The sequence below is a fragment of the Streptomyces sp. NBC_00075 genome (assembly GCF_045041225.1).
Lineage (GTDB): Bacteria > Actinomycetota > Actinomycetes > Streptomycetales > Streptomycetaceae > Streptomyces > Streptomyces adonidis.
In genome coordinates, this window is record NZ_CP108243.1 from 2,342,568 (window position 1) to 2,359,515 (window position 16,948).

Annotated in this window: 11 protein-coding genes; 1 reads left to right on the forward strand and 10 read right to left on the reverse strand. The window is 67.4% G+C overall.

Features of this window, described 5'->3' with window-relative positions:
* Positions 1-42: 42 nt before the first annotated feature.
* The 9 genes from OG787_RS10005 to ngcE all read right to left on the reverse strand — a co-directional run bounded on the left by OG787_RS10005 (position 43) and on the right by ngcE (position 12,246).
* Positions 43-1,539, reverse strand: coding sequence for an amino acid permease (locus OG787_RS10005; RefSeq protein ID WP_369029503.1), 1,497 nt, complete (start codon positions 1,537-1,539; stop codon positions 43-45).
* 146 nt (positions 1,540-1,685) lie between these two features.
* Positions 1,686-3,611 carry a 1-deoxy-D-xylulose-5-phosphate synthase gene (dxs, locus tag OG787_RS10010; protein WP_405534961.1) on the reverse strand — a complete coding sequence of 642 codons (1,926 nt, stop codon included), beginning with the start codon at positions 3,609-3,611 and terminating at the stop codon, positions 1,686-1,688.
* Between the two features lie 261 nt (positions 3,612-3,872).
* Positions 3,873-5,192 carry a sugar ABC transporter permease gene (locus OG787_RS10015; RefSeq protein ID WP_369029501.1) on the reverse strand — a complete coding sequence of 440 codons (1,320 nt, stop codon included), beginning with the start codon at positions 5,190-5,192 and terminating at the stop codon, positions 3,873-3,875.
* Positions 5,189-5,980: an ATP-binding cassette domain-containing protein gene (locus OG787_RS10020; RefSeq protein ID WP_405534962.1), complete on the reverse strand. Its 792-nt coding sequence runs from the start codon at positions 5,978-5,980 to the stop codon at positions 5,189-5,191. The genes OG787_RS10015 and OG787_RS10020 overlap by 4 nt, the downstream gene beginning before the upstream one ends.
* Positions 5,981-6,233: 253 nt before the next feature.
* A complete protein-coding gene (locus OG787_RS10025) occupies positions 6,234-7,334 on the reverse strand; it encodes a sugar ABC transporter substrate-binding protein (RefSeq protein ID WP_405534963.1) in 1,101 nt (366 codons plus the stop codon).
* Between the two features lie 122 nt (positions 7,335-7,456).
* Positions 7,457-8,656 carry an ROK family transcriptional regulator gene (locus tag OG787_RS10030; protein WP_369029498.1) on the reverse strand — a complete coding sequence of 400 codons (1,200 nt, stop codon included), beginning with the start codon at positions 8,654-8,656 and terminating at the stop codon, positions 7,457-7,459.
* A 192-nt stretch (positions 8,657-8,848) separates the two neighbouring features.
* Positions 8,849-9,775 carry a carbohydrate ABC transporter permease gene (locus OG787_RS10035; RefSeq protein ID WP_369029496.1) on the reverse strand — a complete coding sequence of 309 codons (927 nt, stop codon included), beginning with the start codon at positions 9,773-9,775 and terminating at the stop codon, positions 8,849-8,851.
* A gap of 5 nt (positions 9,776-9,780) precedes the next feature.
* Complete coding sequence (locus OG787_RS10040; RefSeq protein ID WP_369029495.1) at positions 9,781-10,707, reverse strand: carbohydrate ABC transporter permease; 927 nt, start codon at positions 10,705-10,707, stop codon at positions 9,781-9,783.
* Positions 10,708-10,776: 69 nt separating this feature from the next.
* Positions 10,777-12,246, reverse strand: a complete 1,470-nt coding sequence (gene ngcE / locus OG787_RS10045) for an N-acetylglucosamine/diacetylchitobiose ABC transporter substrate-binding protein (protein ID WP_369029494.1) — start codon at positions 12,244-12,246, stop codon at positions 10,777-10,779.
* 455 nt (positions 12,247-12,701) lie between these two features.
* On the opposite strand from ngcE, the gene OG787_RS10050 reads away from it, so the two are divergent.
* On the forward strand, positions 12,702-16,529 hold the full coding sequence (locus tag OG787_RS10050; protein ID WP_405534965.1) for a GH92 family glycosyl hydrolase: 3,828 nt from the start codon (positions 12,702-12,704) through the stop codon (positions 16,527-16,529).
* Between the two features lie 23 nt (positions 16,530-16,552).
* Here the strand turns inward: OG787_RS10050 and OG787_RS10055 are convergent, their stop codons facing one another.
* The gene (locus OG787_RS10055) at positions 16,553-16,942 is read right to left on the reverse strand and encodes a hypothetical protein (protein ID WP_405534966.1); all 390 of its coding nucleotides are present in this window, start codon (positions 16,940-16,942) and stop codon (positions 16,553-16,555) included.
* Positions 16,943-16,948 lie beyond the last annotated feature (6 nt).

The following is a 16,948-nucleotide window of genomic DNA, read 5'->3' on the forward strand; positions in this document are numbered from 1 at the left end:
GTACGGGACGGGGCCCGAGGTCAACTGCGGCGACCCGTCAGGTCAGTTGGCGTCCGCCTTCGTCTCCTCCCGCTGTCCCAGGAGGCTGTGGGAGCGGCCGTACGCGAAGTACACGACGAAGCCGAGCACCATCCAGAGGGCGAACCGGAGCCAGGTCTCGGCGGGCAGGTTCAGCATCAGCCAGAGCGAGGCGAGCACCGACAGGATCGGGATGAACGGCACCCACGGGGTGCGGAAGGCCCGGTGCAGGTCGGGGCGGGACCTGCGGAGGATGACCACGCCGATCGCGACGACCACGAAGGCGAACAGCGTGCCGATGTTGACCAGTTCGGCGAGTTCGCTCAGCGGGGTGAAGCCGGCGACGATCGCGATGATCACGCCCAGCAGGATCGTAGGGCGGTGCGGGGTCCGGAAGCGCGGGTGGACGTGGGAGAAGAAGCGGGGCAGCAGGCCGTCGCGGCTCATCGCGAAGAAGACCCGGGTCTGGCCGAGGAGCAGGATCATGCAGACCGTTGTCAGGCCGACCGCCGCGCCGAAGCTGATGAAGCCCGCGAACCACGGGTGTCCGGTGGCCTTGAAGGCGTCGGCGAGCGGCGCGGTCACCGACAGTTCGGTGTAGTGCTGCATGCCGGTCACCACGATCGACACCAGGACGTAGAGGGTGGTGCAGATGATGAGCGAGCCGATGATGCCCCGGGGCATGTCCCGCTGCGGGTTCCTGGTCTCCTCCGCGGCCGTGGCCACCACGTCGAAGCCGATGAAGGCGAAGAAGACGACGGAGGCCGCGGTGAAGATGCCCATCACGCCGAAGTTGGAGGGCGCCCAGCCGAACATCAGCTGGATGAGCGGCGCTTGGAGGCTGTCGCCCGCCGGCACCTCCTGCGCCTTCGGGACGAACGGGTCGTAGTTGCCGCTTTCGATGAAGAAGGCGCCCGCGATGATCACGGTCAGGACGACGGTCACCTTGATGGCGACGACGACCGAGGTCACGCGCGCGGAGAGCTTCGTACCGAGTACGAGGATGGCCGTCAGCACCAGGACCAGTGCGGCGGCGAGGATGTCGAAGCCGAAGCCGTCGGCGCCGTCCCGGCCGCTGAGCGCCTCCGGCAGATGCCAGCCCGCGTTGTCGAGGAGCGAGTCGATGTAGCCGGACCAGCCGACGGCGACCACCGCCGTACCGAGCGCGAACTCCAGCACCAGGTCCCAGCCGATGATCCAGGCGGGCAGTTCGCCGAGCGACGCGTACGAGAACGTGTACGCGGACCCGGCCACCGGGACCGTGGAGGCGAACTCGGCGTAGCAGAGCGCGGCGAGCGCGCAGACGACGCCGGCGACCACGAACGCCAGGGCGACGGCGGGGCCCGCGTTGTTCTTGGCGACCGTACCGGTGAGGACGAAGATGCCGGTGCCGATGATGACACCGACGCCGAAGACCGTCAGATCCAGCGCGGACAGGGACTTCTTGAGCGCGTGCTCTGGTTCTTCGGTGTCGAGGATGGACTGTTCGACCTTCTTCGTCCTGAAGAGGGTGCTGCTCACGGGCGTACCTCCCACGCTGTGTCGTCCCGGACATGATCGAGAGGGGGCGTGGTGCGTATGCCCCGGCGCGAGGGAATTCACGCTAATGGGCCGCTTTCCCCACCGTAAAGGGTGGTGAAAGCGGCCCATTGAGCCTGTTCCGCAGGTCAGTCGCGCGCGGGCTCCACCGAGTCGACTTCCGACTGCTCGAACCGTCCGTCGATCTTCGAGACCAGCCCGGTGACCTGACGGGCGATGTCCGGCGCGGTCAGGCCGATCTCCGCCATGACCTCGGCCCGCGAGGCGTGGTCGAGGAAGCGCGGCGGGATGCCGAAGTCACGCAGCGGTACGTCGACCCCCGCGTCCCGCAGGGCCTGCGCGACGGCCGAACCGACGCCGCCCACCCGGGAGTTGTCCTCGACGGTGACGACCACGCGGTGCCGCTCGGCGAGCGGGGCCATGGCCTCGTCGACGGGCTTGACCCAGCGCGGGTCGACGACGGTCGTGGAGATTCCCTGCTGCTCCAACAGCCCGGCGATCTCCAGGCACATGGGGGCCAACGCGCCCACGGAGACGAGGAGCACGTCGGGCGTGTCCGTCCCCGGCTCGCGCAGGACGTCCATGCCGCCGACGCGTCCCACGGCGGGTACGGCGGGGCCGACGGCGCCCTTCGAGAAGCGGACGACGGTCGGCGCGTCGTCGACCTGGACGGCCTCGCGGAGCTGGGCGCGGACCTGGTCGGCGTCGCGCGGGGCGGCGAGCCTGAGGCCCGGGACGACCTGGAGGATCGACATGTCCCACATGCCGTTGTGCGAGGCGCCGTCGGTACCGGTGACGCCGGCCCGGTCGAGGACGAACGTCACACCGCACTTGTGCAGCGCCACGTCCATGAGGACCTGGTCGAAGGCCCGGTTCAGGAAGGTGGCGTACACCGCGAAGACGGGGTGCACTCCCCCGGTGGCGAGGCCGGCCGCCGAGACGGCGCCGTGCTGCTCGGCGATGCCGACGTCGTAGATGCGGTCCGGGAAGGCGTCCGCGAACTTCTTCAGGCCGACCGGCTGGAGCATGGCGGCGGTGATGGCGACGATGTCCTCGCGCTCCCGGCCCAGCTCGACCATCTCGTCGCCGAAGACTGAGGTCCAGTCGGCGCCGGAGGCCTTGACCGGCAGGCCGGTGTCGGGGTGGATGGGGCCGATGCCGTGGAAGCGGTCGGCCTCGTCCTGGAGGGCGGGCTGGTAGCCGCGGCCCTTCTCGGTGAGGCAGTGCACGATGACGGGCCCGCCGAAGCGCTTCGCCCGGGCCAGCGCGGACTCCAGGGCCTCGATGTCGTGGCCGTCGATGGGGCCGACGTACTTGAGTCCGAGGTCCTCGAACATGCCCTGCGGGGCGATGAAGTCCTTGAGGCCCTTCTTGGCGCCGTGCAGGGTCTCGTACAGCGGCCTGCCGACGACCGGGGTGCGCTCCAGCAGGTCCTTGCCCTTGGCGAGGAACCGCTCGTAGCCGTCCGTCGTGCGCAGGGTGGCCAGGTGGTTGGCGAGGCCGCCGATGGTGGGCGCGTACGAACGCTCGTTGTCGTTGACGACGATGACCAGCGGGCGGTCCTTGGCGTCGGCGATGTTGTTCAGCGCCTCCCAGGCCATCCCGCCGGTGAGCGCGCCGTCACCGATCACAGCGACCACGTGGTGGTCGTCGCGTTTCTGGACCTGGTTGGCCTTCGCGAGGCCGTCGGCCCAGCCCAGGACCGTCGAGGCGTGCGAGTTCTCGATGATGTCGTGCTCGGACTCGGCCTGCGAGGGGTAGCCGGAGAGGCCGCCCTTCATCTTCAGCTTGGAGAAGTCCTGGCGGCCGGTGAGCAGCTTGTGGACGTAGGACTGGTGGCCCGTGTCCCACAGCACCTTGTCCTTCGGCGAGTCGAAGACCCGGTGCAGCGCGATGGTCAGCTCGACGACACCGAGGTTGGGGCCGAGGTGGCCGCCGGTCTTGGAGACCGCGTCGACGAGGAAGGTCCGGATCTCCTCGGCCAGCTGGTCCAGCTGCTCCAGGCTGAGCCGGTCAAGATCACGCGGTCCCCTGATTCGGGTCAGCAGCGGCACCCGTGCCTCCTTGCAGTAGAGCTGATCGAGCTTTCGCCGGGCGTGTCGAGTCTAGTGTTCCGCCTTCGCGAACAACGCCCGACCTCTGCGTGATACGTCACGCGATCGGCCGTACCCAACAACAGTGCCCGGCATCGCATGGCGATGCCGGGCACATTTGTCTGAAAGGCCGCCGAAGGCGCCTTTCAGGGGCGCGGGGAACTGCGCGACCAGCCACGACGGACCGGCACCAGCAAAACCACCCGCACCCCTACGGCGCGATCAAGCTCGACCGGCCGCCTTCTGGCTCTTGCGGGACACCGAGTCGATCACAACGGCACCCAGAAGCACCGCACCAGTGATCATGTACTGGATCGACGTGTTCATGTTCAGCAGATCCAGACCCGTCTGGATCGACTGGATCACCAACATACCCAGCAGCGCCGACCACACGGTCCCCCGCCCACCGAAGAGGCTGGTCCCACCGATGACCGCCGCGGCGATCGCCAGCATCAGCGTGTTACCGCCACCCGACGTCAGCGAAGCGCTCTGCGTCTGACCGGCGAAGAACATACCGCCGATCGCCGCGAACGCACCGGCGATCGCGAAGACCGCGATCCGGATCAGCGGAACGTTGATACCCGCACGCCGGGCCGCCTCGATGCCACCGCCGACCGCGAAGACCTTGCGGCCGAACGTCGTACGCCGCAGCACGAAGTCGACGATCACCAGGCACGCGAGGAAGATCACCAGCGCGTTGGACACGCCGGAGGCGGAGTTCAGCACGGCCGCCGCGACGAACGCGGCCACCGCGAGGGCACCGACGCGCAGCGCGATCTCGGCGTTGGTCCGGTAGGGCACTCCCGCGGCCTTGCGGCGACGCTGCTCGATGATCGACCCGGCGAGCAGGGAGACGACCCCGAGGCCGGCCAGCAGGTAGGCGCCGATAATGGCCTGGTCCATGAAGAAGGACCGCTGCCCGAGGAGGTGCACCGGGCCCTCGTCGGGGATGTTGATGGTGCCGGTCGAGCCGAGCAGCCACAGCATGAGGCCGTTCCAGCCGAGGAAGCCGGCCAGGGTGACCACGAAGGCCGGTACGCCGAGCTTGGCGAAGAACCAGCCGTGCAGGCTGCCGATACCGATGCCGATCACGATGGTCAGCAGCAGGGCGAGCCAGGCGTTCACCCCGTGGTTGACCACGAACACGGCGAACAGGGTGGACGCCAGGCCGCTGACCGAGGCGACGGACAGGTCGATCTCGCCGAGCAGCAGCACGAACACCAGGCCGATGGCGATCATGCCGGTGGCCGACAGGTAGAAGCTGATGTTGGACAGGTTCTCGGCGCTGAGGAACCGGTCGTTCTTCAACTGGAAGATGGTCCAGATGACGATCAGGCCGATGACGACCGGCAGAGAGCCGATCTCGCCGCCCTTCACCTTGCGCTTGAACTCGGTCCAGTAGCCCTTCAGGCCCTCTTCGCGGACCAGCAGCCGCGGGTCGACGACCTGCACGGCCGCGGCCGTGGGGTCGTCGGCGGGGGCCACGGTGGCCTGGGTCTCGACCACGCCGTCCTTCTTCGCTGTCTTCGACGTGTCGCTCACTTCGCGGCCTCCGTGCTGCGACGCCCCGCACGACGGGTCACGGCGTTTTCCGTGGCGCCTGTGATGGCGGAGATGATCTCTTCCTGACTGGTGTCCTTCACGGAGAAGGAACCGTTGTTCTTGCCCAGGCGCAGCACGGCGACCGTGTCGGCGACCGCCTTGACGTCGGCCATGTTGTGGCTGATGAGGATGACGGCGAGGTCACGCTCGCGCAGCCGCTCGACCAGGTCGAGGACCTGTGCCGTCTGCTCGACGCCGAGGGCGGCGGTGGGCTCGTCGAGGATGACCAGTTTGGGGTCACCGATCAGCGCGCGGGCGATGGCGACGACCTGGCGCTGACCGCCGGAGAGGCTCGCGATCGGGATGCGCACGCTGGGGATGCGGATGGAGAGCGTGCTCAGCAGTTCACGCGAGTTCTTCTCCATCGTGACCTCGTCGATGACGCCGCGGCGCAGCAGCTCCCGTCCGAGGTAGAGGTTGCCGACCACATCGAGGTTGTCGCACAGCGCGAGGTCCTGGTAGACCGTCGCGACGCCGAGTCCCTGGGCGTCGTGCGGCCGGTTGATGCTGACCGGCTTGCCCTCCCACTCGATGACGCCGTCATCGATGGGATGCACACCCGCGATCGTCTTGACCAGGGTGGACTTTCCTGCGCCGTTGTCGCCGACGAGCGCGACCACTTCTCCGGCGTGGACCTCCAGTTCGACATCGGTGAGGGCCTGCACCGCACCGAATCGCTTGGAGACTCCGCGCAACGCCAACACGGGCGTAGCGGACACGTGAACCATCTCCTTCGCCGCCTGACCGGCGGGGATGCCGCGCTGTCAAAAGGCGCGGAGGGTTGTGCACGAGGCACTGGTTTACAAGGTGAACATGCGCGATTCCGCTGCCGATGGCAACGGGTTCCGTCCGACGCCCGTCCCGGCAGCGGGGTCTGAAGGCCGGGGCGGGCGTCGGACAGGTCTCGCGGGACCGCCGGGCGGTCATGTCCGGGTGGGCGCCCGTGAGAGCGCCCACCCGGTGCCGGCGGTCAAGGTGTGCCTACTGAAGACCGGCGGTCTTGCAGGCGGCGGCGAACTCGCCGGTGCAGATCTCGGCGACCGTGTACAGCTTGTCCTTGATCACGGTGTCCTCGATGTTGTCCTTCGTCAGCGTGACCGGGGTCAGCAGGTTCGAGGGAACCTTGTCACCGGAACCGCTGGTCTGCGTCGTGCTGGCGAGCGAGTCGATGCTCTTGCCCTCCAGCAGGGCGACGGCCAGCTCGGCGGCGCCGTCGGCCTCCGGCTTGTACGCCTTGTAGATCGTGCTGGCCTGCGTGCCGGCGAGGATCCGCTGGATGCTGCTCAGCTCGGCGTCCTGGCCGGTCAGCGGGATGGTGCTGATGCCCGCGCCCTTGAGGACGGTGGCGATGCCGCCGGCCATGCCGTCGTTGGCCGAGTAGACGCCCGCGATGTTCTTGGCGCCCAGCTGGGTGATGGCGGCGGACATCTTCTGGGCGGCGACCTTGTCGTCCCAGTCGCCGGCCTGCTCGTAGGCGATGTCGACCTTGCCGTCGAGGACGCTGTGGGCGCCCTTCTTGAACAGCCCGGCGTTCGGGTCCGAGGCCAGGCCGTTGATCATGACGACCTTGGCCTTCGGGGTGGCCTTGGCGCCCATCGCGTCGAGCAGGGACTGGCCCTGGAGCTCGCCGACCTTCTCGTTGTCGAAGGAGATGTACGCCGAGACCGGGCCCTGGGCCAGACGGTCGTACGCGACGACCTTGATGCCCTTGTCGACGGCGGCCTGGATCGAGGACTTGATCGCGGCGGAGTCGACGGCGCTGATCGCGATGACCTTGACGCCCTTGGTGATCATGCTGCTGACCTGCTGGGCCTGGGTCGCGGCGCTGCCGGCCGCGTTCGCGTACTCCAGCGTGCAGTCGGAGCACAGCTCCTTGACCTTGGCGTCGAAGTACGGCTTGTCGAACTTGGCGTACCGGGTGGTGACACTGTCGGGCAGCAGCAGGCCGATCGACTTGTCGCCGCCGGAGCCGGTGCTGCCGCTGTCGTCCTTGTCGTCTCCGGCCTTGCCACAGGCGGCCACGGCGAGAGCCATGGAAACCGCAGTGGTACCGATCACGACTCTACGCATCAACGCGTTCATTTGGGGGTGCCTCCCTGACAGGGCCGCAACGCTGCGGCCGAGGTGGCTGGAAGTCAACTCGGCCACACGTGCGACGTCAAGAAGTAAATCCTTAACGGGTTGGCAACGGCTTTGTTCGTTCTCTAGGTGAAGACAGGAGTGGCTGTGGTCAGCGTGCCGTCCAAAAGGGTCGAATCACCCATCTCGCTCAGCGCGAGAGCGAGTGCTCCGAGCACCTCCGCACGGCCTCCAAGTGCCCCTGGAAGAACGGACAGTTGACGTGCCGCACTGGGGATCGCATAGCGGCCTACGGACTCTCTTATGGGACCGAGCACCAGCTCACCGGCCTCGGCGAGATCACCACCGAGGACCACCCGGCTCGGGTTCAGCAGATTGCAGAGATTGGCGACTCCACTGCCGATGTGTCGGCCGACGTCGGCGATCACGCGACGGCAGCCCGGGTCACCGTCCCGCGCCAGCCGCACGACACCTTCCATGGTCAGGTCGGTTCCGTGGCTGGACTGGAGGAGCGGAAGCACATAGCGCGCCGCCGCGAAGGTCTCCAGGCAGCCCCGGTTTCCGCAACGGCAGACGGGGCCGGATTCATCAAGAGTAATATGCCCGATTTCTCCCGCTGTGCCACCCGGGCCCCGGTAGATCTTCCCACTGATCACCAGCCCGGCGCCCACACCGCTCGCGACCTTGATGTACGCCAGGTCGCGCACCCCCCGGCCACTGCCCCAGACCAGCTCGCCGAGGGCCCCGAGATTGGCGTCGTTGTCCACGTGCACCGGCACGCCGAGGCGGCCCCGCATCTCCTCGCCGGGTCTGGTGCCGATCCAGCCGGGCAGGATCGCACTGGAGCCCAGCGTGCCCGACTCCACGTCGATCGGGCCCGGTACGCCCAGACCCACTCCGGCGATCTTGGAACGGTCGACGCCCGTTGCTGCGATCAGGCGACTGACCAGCTCTTCCGCCCGGTCGAAGCCCTGCGCGGCGGAGGCGTCCACGTCCAGCGGCTCGGACTCCTCGGCCAGCACCTGGTGGGCGAGGTTGCCGATCGCGACGCGCAGATGGGTGTGCCCGAAGTCGATGCCGATCACGATGCCGGCGTCGCCGCTCAGCGAGACGGCACGGGCCCTGCGGCCACCCGCCGAGGTGGGCGTGACCTCGACCGTTCCGCCGTCCTTCAGCTCGCGCACGATGTTGGACACCGTGGCCGCGGACAGGCCGGTGGTCCTGGCGATCTCGGCCTGCGTGAGCGACCCGGCGAGGCGTACGGCCCGTACGACCCGTTCCAGGTTGGCTCGGTGCAGTGACGACTGCGACCCCGGAGTCTCCACGACGACCTCCTGCGCACGGGACCGCTTCGATGAGACCCCGTCTATGTCCAACTAGTGAACTCTAAGCTGAGCCGTTAGGGTCGCCTCCCGTCAAGAGGTTGAACTGCATCCGGGGTCTTGTACACATAGCGGCGCGCGTGCACGGTTTGCGGTATGCACGCGCGCGTACGGCGGCCGAACGAAAGGTTCCGGTTATTTCAGCGCGCCGGCCGTCAGACCCGCCACCACCTGCCGCTGGAAGATGATGTACGCGGCCAGCACCGGCAGCATCGCCATCACCAGGCCGGCGAAGAGACCCGACCAGTCGCCCTTGTAGCCCTGACTGGCGGCCAGCTGCACCAGGCCCTGGGTGAGGACCCGCTTGTCGGGGTCGGTGTTGAGCACCGTCGGCAGCATGTACTGGTTCCACTGGCCGAGGAAGTTGAAGATCCCCACGCTGATCAGCCCGGGCTTGGCCATCGGCAGCATGACCTGGAAGAAGGTCCGGGAGTGCGAGGCCCCGTCGACGAAGGCCGCCTCCGCCACCGAGGTCGGCAGCGTACGGAAGAACGCGGTCAGGAAGAAGACCGTGAACGGCAGCGAGTAGGCGATGTAGACCAGGATCAGCCCGTGGAGCGTGTTCAGCAGCCCCATGTTGTCCACGACGTAGAACAGCGGGACGAGGGCCAGCATGATCGGGAAGCTCATGCCGCCGATGAACAGGAAGTAGATGAACCGGTTGCCCGGGAACTCGAACCGCGCCAGGACGTACGCGGCCATCGAGCCCAGCACCAGGGTGCCGATGAGCGAACCGGCCACCACCAGGATGGTGTTGAGGAAGTAGTCGCTCATGTTGGCGTCGGTCCAGGCCCGCGCCCAGTTGTCGAAGTGCAGCTCGTCCGGCAGGGACCAGGGCGAGCTGAAGATGGCGTTGTCGTCCTTGAAGGACGTCATCACCGCCCACAGGAGCGGCATCACGACCATGAACGCCCAGAGGATGAGCATGCCGTGCGAGAAGACGTTGAGGACCCTGCCCTCGCGCTTCTCCCGGTCGCCCTTCGCGGGCGCGTCCGACTTCCGCACGGGCCCCCCTGCCTGCTGGGGGACCGTGTCCGACGATGTGCTGTCGGTCGTCTTCATAGGTGTCAGTACTCCAGCCGCTCGCGTCGGCCCAGCCGCATCACGAGGGCCGCGAAGGCCAGCGTGACGACGAGCAGGGCGACCCCGATGGTGGTTGCGTAGGCGGCCTGACCGTCGCGGAAGGCCTTCTGGTACACGTACAGGACCATGACGGTCGTCGAGTAGTCCGGGCCGCCGGGCCCGGTCGTCATGATCTGGACGACCGCGAACGACTCGGCGCCCAGCGCGAGAATGCCCATGTAGACCCAGCCGGACTGCACGGTGTCCCACAGCAGCGGCAGGGTGATCCGGAAGAACGTGGTGACCCGGTTCGCGCCGTCGAGCAGCGCGGCCTCGTACAGGTCGGCCGGGATGGATGCCATGCCTGCCGAGAACAGCACCACGAAGAAACCGACCGTCGACCAGACCAGCACCCCCATCACACACCAGAGGGCGAGGTCCGGGTCGCCCAGCCAGAGCGGCTGGACGCTGTCGAGCCCGATGCCGCGCAGCAGCGAATTGATCGCACCGCTCTCCGGGTTGTACGCGAAAGCGAACAGCAGCGCGACGATCGCGATCGACAGAACCTGTGGAAAGAAGTAGACGATCTTGTAGAACGAGGAGCCGCGGACCCCGGAGATCACCGGTCCGCCGCGGCGCCGCTTCCCGCCCACATTGATCATGAAGGCGAAGAACAGCGCCAGACCGATCGTCACCAGCGGCAGCAGCAACGCGAACAGGAGGCTGTGCTGCAACGACTTCCAGAAGATCTCGTCGTCGAACATCCTCTTGTAGTTGTCGAAGCCGACCATCTTGAATTCCGGGCTCAGTCCGGTCCAGTCCGTGAACGAGTAATAGATGGACTGGATGAACGGCCAGACGACGAATAGTGCGTACAGCCCCAGAGGGACCGCCAGGAATCCCACGATGAAGCGGTACTTGCCGTGCTGCATTACCACAGACCCCGTTCCGTACGCGGGTGCCGCCGCCGGTGACTCATCATCAGTTCTCGACCGCTTCGATCACTGGTGCTTGTAGTGCTTGATCGACGTGTCCTTCGCGGTCGCGTCGGCGTAGTCCTGGATCTTCTTGATGGCCTCGGCCGGGGTGAGCCGCCCGGCCATCATCTCGCCGAGTCCCGAGACCCCGATCTGCTCCTTCTGGAGCTGTACGTACCAGTCCTGTAGTCGCGGGTTGACGACGTTGTCGCCGGCCTTCTCCAGCGCCGCCACACCGGACTTGAGGCCCGGGGTGAGGGTGATGCCGTCGGTGCCGCCGTTGTACGCGGTCAGCGACTTGACCTTGGTCGTGAAGTTCTTGGAGGACGCCTCACTGAGCATGATGCGCAACTGCTCCATGCCGCCAGCCGTGTTCTTCGCCTTGGACGGGACGATGAACGGCTCACCGCCGGAGGCCCAGATCGTGCCGAACGGCATCTTGTCGGAGCTGTCGATGCCGGTCGGCGCGGAGACGGCGAGGTCGAAGTCGGCCGGCAGGACGTTCGCCGACTCGTTCTCCACCCAGGAGCCGTTCGGGATGAACAGCGCCTTGCCCTTGGCCCACGCGGTCTGCGACTGGATGTGGTCGAGACCAGGGGTGCCCTGAAGGACGTACCCCTTCTTGTACAGCTCGTAGTACGCCTCGAAACAGGCCTTGACAGCCGGGTTCTTCCAGGCGTTGGGCTCCAGGTTGTCGATCGCGTCGAGGACCTCGACACCGCCGACCTTGCCGATCATCGGGTAGAGCGAGAAGGGGAGGTAGTACGGGTACTTGCCCGCGTAGGTCCAGCCGGCCATGCCCTTTTTCTTGGCCTTCTCGCACACGGCGAGCATCTCGTCCCACGTCTCGGGGTACGTGGCGTCGAGCGAGTCCAGGGCCTTCTGGGAGTACCAGACGCCGTACACCGTGTAGGCGTAGTACATGATCCAGACCGGGTCGCCGTCGAGCTGGCCCATCTCGACGATGCCCGGCCGCAGGGTGTCGCGGACCTTCTTGTTCGGGTCGTCGTAGGACGGGGCGTCCAGCAGCGGGGTGAGGTCGGCGAGCTGGTTCTTGCCGGCCAGGACGCCCATGTCCATCTGCTCGGCGCCGGAGTTGTCGATCAGGTCCGGCGGGGTGCCCTGGTTGAAGCGGGGCTGGAGCGTGGACTGGATCTTCTGGGTGGCGGAGAACTTGACCTTCGCCTTGGGGAAGTTCGTCTCGTAGATCTTGACCGCGTCCTCGGCGTACTCCTTGCCGAAACCGCCGTCGAACAGCACGAACTCCATCTGGGCGGTGTCGTTGACCGCCAGGGGGTTCTTCGCGGTCTTCTTGCCCGCGGCGGCCTTGTCCTCGTCGTCCCCTCCGCCGCTGCTCGCACACGCGGACAGGAAGCTCATCGTGGGGACGGAGATCAGACCGAGCGCCGCGGAACGCTTGATCAGGTCACGGCGCCCCACACCGTTCACAGGGGTGGTACCGGTGGTGCGGCTCTCGCCGGAGGTGGATCCCATGCTCAAGTCCTCGCCTTCTCCAGGACTCAGGCGGTGAACCGGATCCTCCCGGCACCGCGGTCGGGTCGTACTGGGTCGTGCAGGAAGTGCTTAGTGCGTGATGTGCCTTGATCAGAGGGATTACCCGGCGGGCCGCGCGTTCAGCACGTCAAACCACCCTTCCGGCTCCCCCCGCACCTGTCGCCGACCGGTCGAACAGTGGCAGACGCCGACAGGTATAGTCCACTTCCCGTCAAAGGGGCAAGATCGAATGCAGGGTTGGCCGCGGGTCTTTTCCGAGTTGAGACCTCGCGGAAATATGTGGACCGCACGCATCCCTTTGAGCGGGAAATTCGCGATATTGGGCCCGAATGCCACACCCAACGCCCTTGACACCACTGGCCACTTGACTCCCTACTGGTTCCTGCGCAGCCAAGGTGACAACGTTGTCTAGGTGGCAGGGAGGGTGCTCTCGCATGCGGTATGGAGTTCGGCACAGGGCTCGGTACGGATGGGAGTTCAGATCAGTTTCGGCCATCACGGCGGTGTTCGCACTGGTGATCGGCGGGCAGGGCGCGGCAATCGCGCTTCCGGCCACCGCACCGGCCGCCGACCGGGAGTTCGCCTCCTCGTTCGAGGCGGGTGAACCGGCGCCCGACTGGCTGAACACCGTCGACACGGCGGCCGACGGCACCGAACGCGCCGCGGGCGTGGACGGCGGATACAGCACCGGAATCCCGGGCAATGTGACCGACCAGGTCACGGACGTCCGGGCCAGCGGCGAGAACGCCGGCGCGCAGGAGGTGAAGGAGAACCTCGTCGACGTCGAGCCCAGCACCAAGTGGCTGACGTTCGCCCCCACCGGCTGGGTGGAGTTCGACCTGGCCGCTCCGGTCGAGGTGGTCACCTACGCGCTCACGTCGGCCAACGACCACGACGAACGCAACCCGCGGGACTGGACCCTGAAGGGCTCCACGGACGGCACGAACTGGACCACGGTGGACACCCGCACCGGCGAGTCCTTCTCCGAGCCGTTCCAGACGAAGACCTACGACATCGCGAGCCCGGCCGAGTACCGGCACTTCCGGCTGGAGATCTCCAGGAACAACGGCGGCGACATCCTCCAGCTCGCCGACGTCCAGTTCTCCAAGGGCGGCGGCGCCGACCCGCTGCCTCAGGACATGCTCTCGCTGGTCGACAAGGGCCCCAGCGGCTCGCCGACGGCGAAGTCGGGCGCCGGCTTCACCGGCAAGCGGGCGCTGCGCTACGCCGGGCGGCACACCGCCGACGGGCGGGCGTACTCGTACAACAAGGTCTTCGACGTCGATGTGGCCGTGGGACGCGACACGCGGCTGTCGTACCGGATCTTCCCGTCGATGGCGGACGGCGACCTGGACTACGACGCCACCAACGTCTCCGTGGACCTCGCCTTCACGGACGGGACCTATCTGAGCGACTTGAAAACGACCGACCAGCACGGGTTCGCGCTCACCCCGCAGGGGCAGGGGGCGGCCAAGGTCCTGTACGTCAACCAGTGGAACAACGTGGCCTCGCGGATCGGGTCGGTCGCGGCCGGCAAGACCGTCGACCGGATCCTGGTGGCGTACGACTCCCCCAAGGGGCCGGCGAAGTTCCGGGGCTGGCTGGACGACGTGGCGCTGAAGGCCGTACCGCAGGAGAAGCCCAAGGCGCATCTGTCGGACTACGCGTCGACGACCCGTGGCACCAACTCCAGCGGCGGCTTCTCGCGCGGCAACAACTTCCCCGCGACGGCGGTGCCGCACGGGTTCAACTTCTGGACGCCGGTGACCAACGCGGGCTCACTGAGCTGGCTGTACGACTACGCGCGGGCCAACAACGACGACAACCTGCCGACGATCCAGGCGTTCAGCGCCAGCCACGAGCCCAGCCCCTGGATGGGTGACCGGCAGACCTTCCAGGTGATGCCGTCGGCCGCCGCGGGCACTCCGGACACCGGGCGTACGGCACGGGCGCTGGCCTTCCGGCACGAGAACGAGACCGCGCGGCCGTACTACTACGGGGTGCGGTTCGAGAACGGGCTGAAGGCGGAGATGGCGCCGACGGATCACGCGGCGGTGCTGCGCTTCACGTACCCCGGTGACGACGCGAGCGTCGTCCTCGACAACGTGACGGACCAGGCGGGGCTGACGCTCGACACCTCGGCCGGTGTGGTGACGGGGTACTCGGACGTGAAGTCCGGGCAGTCCGCGGGAGCCACCCGGCTGTTCGTGTACGGCGTCTTCGACAAGCCCGTCGAGGAGGGCTCGGCGAGCGGGGTCAAGGGCTATCTGCGCTTCGACGCCGGCGCCGACCGGACCGTCACCCTGCGCCTGGCGACCTCGCTGATCAGCATCGACCAGGCGAAGGACAACCTGCGCCAGGAGGTCCCGGACGGCAGGTCCTTCGACGACGTGAAGCGCTCCGCCCAGCGGGCCTGGGACGGGATCCTCGGCAAGGTCGAGGTCGAGGGCGCCACCCAGGACCAGCTCACCACGCTGTACTCCAGCCTGTACCGGCTGTATCTGTACCCCAACTCCGGCTTCGAGAAGGTGGGTTCGAAGTACCAGTACGCCTCGCCGTTCTCCCCGATGCCGAGTCCCGACACCCCGACGCACACCGGGGCGAAGATCGTGGACGGCAAGGTGTACGTCAACAACGGCTTCTGGGACACCTATCGGACGACCTGGCCGGCGTACTCGTTCCTGACGCCCCGTCAAGCGGGCGAGATGGTCGACGGGTTCGTCCAGCAGTACAAGGACGGCGGCTGGACCTCGCGCTGGTCCTCCCCCGGGTACGCCGACCTGATGACCGGCACCTCCTCGGACGTGGCCTTCGCGGACGCGTATGTGAAGGGCGTCGACTTCGACGCGAGGTCGGCCTACGACGCGGCCCTGAAGAACGCCACGGTCGTGCCCCCGTCCGCGGGCGTCGGCCGCAAGGGCATGGCCACCTCGCCCTTCCTCGGCTACACGAGCACCGACACCCACGAGGGCCTGTCGTGGGCGCTGGAGGGCTACCTCAACGACTACGGCATCGCGCGGATGGGCCAGGCGCTCTACAAGAAGACCGGCGAGAAGCGCTACAAGGAGGAGTCGGAGTACTTCCTCGACCGCGCCCAGGACTACGTGAACCTCTTCGACTCCAAGGCCGGTTTCTTCCAGGGGCGCACCGAGTCGGGCGAGTGGCGCGTCGAGTCCTCGAAGTACGACCCGAGGGTGTGGGGCCACGACTACACCGAGACCAACGGCTGGGGCTACGCCTTCACCGCCCCGCAGGACAGCCGGGGTCTGGCCAACCTGTACGGCGGGCGCGCGGGGTTGGCCCAGAAGCTGGACGCGTACTTCTCGACGCCGGAGACGGCCTCGCCGGACTTCATCGGCTCCTATACCGGGGTCATCCACGAGATGACGGAGGCCCGGGACGTCCGGATGGGCATGTACGGCCACTCCAACCAGGTGGCCCACCACGTGAACTACATGTACGACGCGGCGGGCCAGCCCTGGAAGACACAGAAGAACGTCCGCGAGGTTCTCTCCCGGCTCTACACGGGCAGCGAGATCGGGCAGGGCTACCACGGCGACGAGGACAACGGCGAGCAGTCGGCCTGGTACCTGTTCTCGGCGCTCGGCTTCTACCCGCTGGTCATGGGCAGCGGCGAATACGCCATCGGCTCACCGCTGTTCACGAAGGCGACGGTCCATTTGGAGAACGGACGGGACCTGGTCGTCAAGGCCCCGAAGAACAGCACGCGGAACGTGTACGTCCAAGGCTTGAAGGTCAACGGCAAGTCCTGGACGTCGACTTCACTCCCCCACTCGATCGTCTCCCGGGGCGGAACCCTGGAGTTCGACATGGGCCCCAAGCCCTCGACATGGGGAACGTCCAAGAGCGCGGCGCCGGTGTCGATCACCAAGGACGACAAGGTGCCGACGCCCAGGGCGGATGTGGTGGTGGGTGAGGGCGCGTCGAACGAGGAGTTGTTCGACAACACGTCGGCGACGAACGCGACGGTGACGTCCGTGGACCTGCCGCTCGCCGGTCGCACGAAGGCCGTCCAGTACACGCTGACGTCCTCCGGCCGGGCCGAGGCCCCGACGGGCTGGGTGCTGGAGGGCTCCTCGGACGGCACCAACTGGCGAACGCTCGACCGGCGTTCGGGTGAGTCGTTCCAGTGGGACCGGCAGACCCGGGCGTTCTCGGTGGCGTCGGCGGGGTCGTATGCGCGGTACCGGCTGGTGTTCGACGGGGAGTCGACGTTGGCGGAGGTGGAGTTGCTGGGCTGAGTGCTCCCCGCCCGCTTCGCCGATCAGGGGTCGGGGAAGCGGGCGGGGAGGCGGGGCAGCAACCGGCGTAAGGCGTCCGCGTGTTGGTGGACGCGCTTGAGCAGGGAGCGTCGGTTGTGGACGGTGCCGGGGACGTCCTGGGGTGGGCCGCAGCCAGTGGCTGTGTAGAGGTCGTCCAGATACGCACCCCACCCTCGTGTGCCGTCCGGCGCGATCGGGCTCAGGCGCGTCCACACGCAGGGCTCAGGTCGTCCCAGATGGCAGCAGAGGCGCACTTCCAGGTCGACGCGGCAGTACCTGAGCCCGAGGTCGTGCTCCTCCGGCTCGGCGAAGCCCTCGGTCTCGACGAGGAACGCGAAGGCGATGCGCGCCTCGGACCTGAACTCCTCGGGAAGGTTCGGCCGTTGCCCCATCCTTCG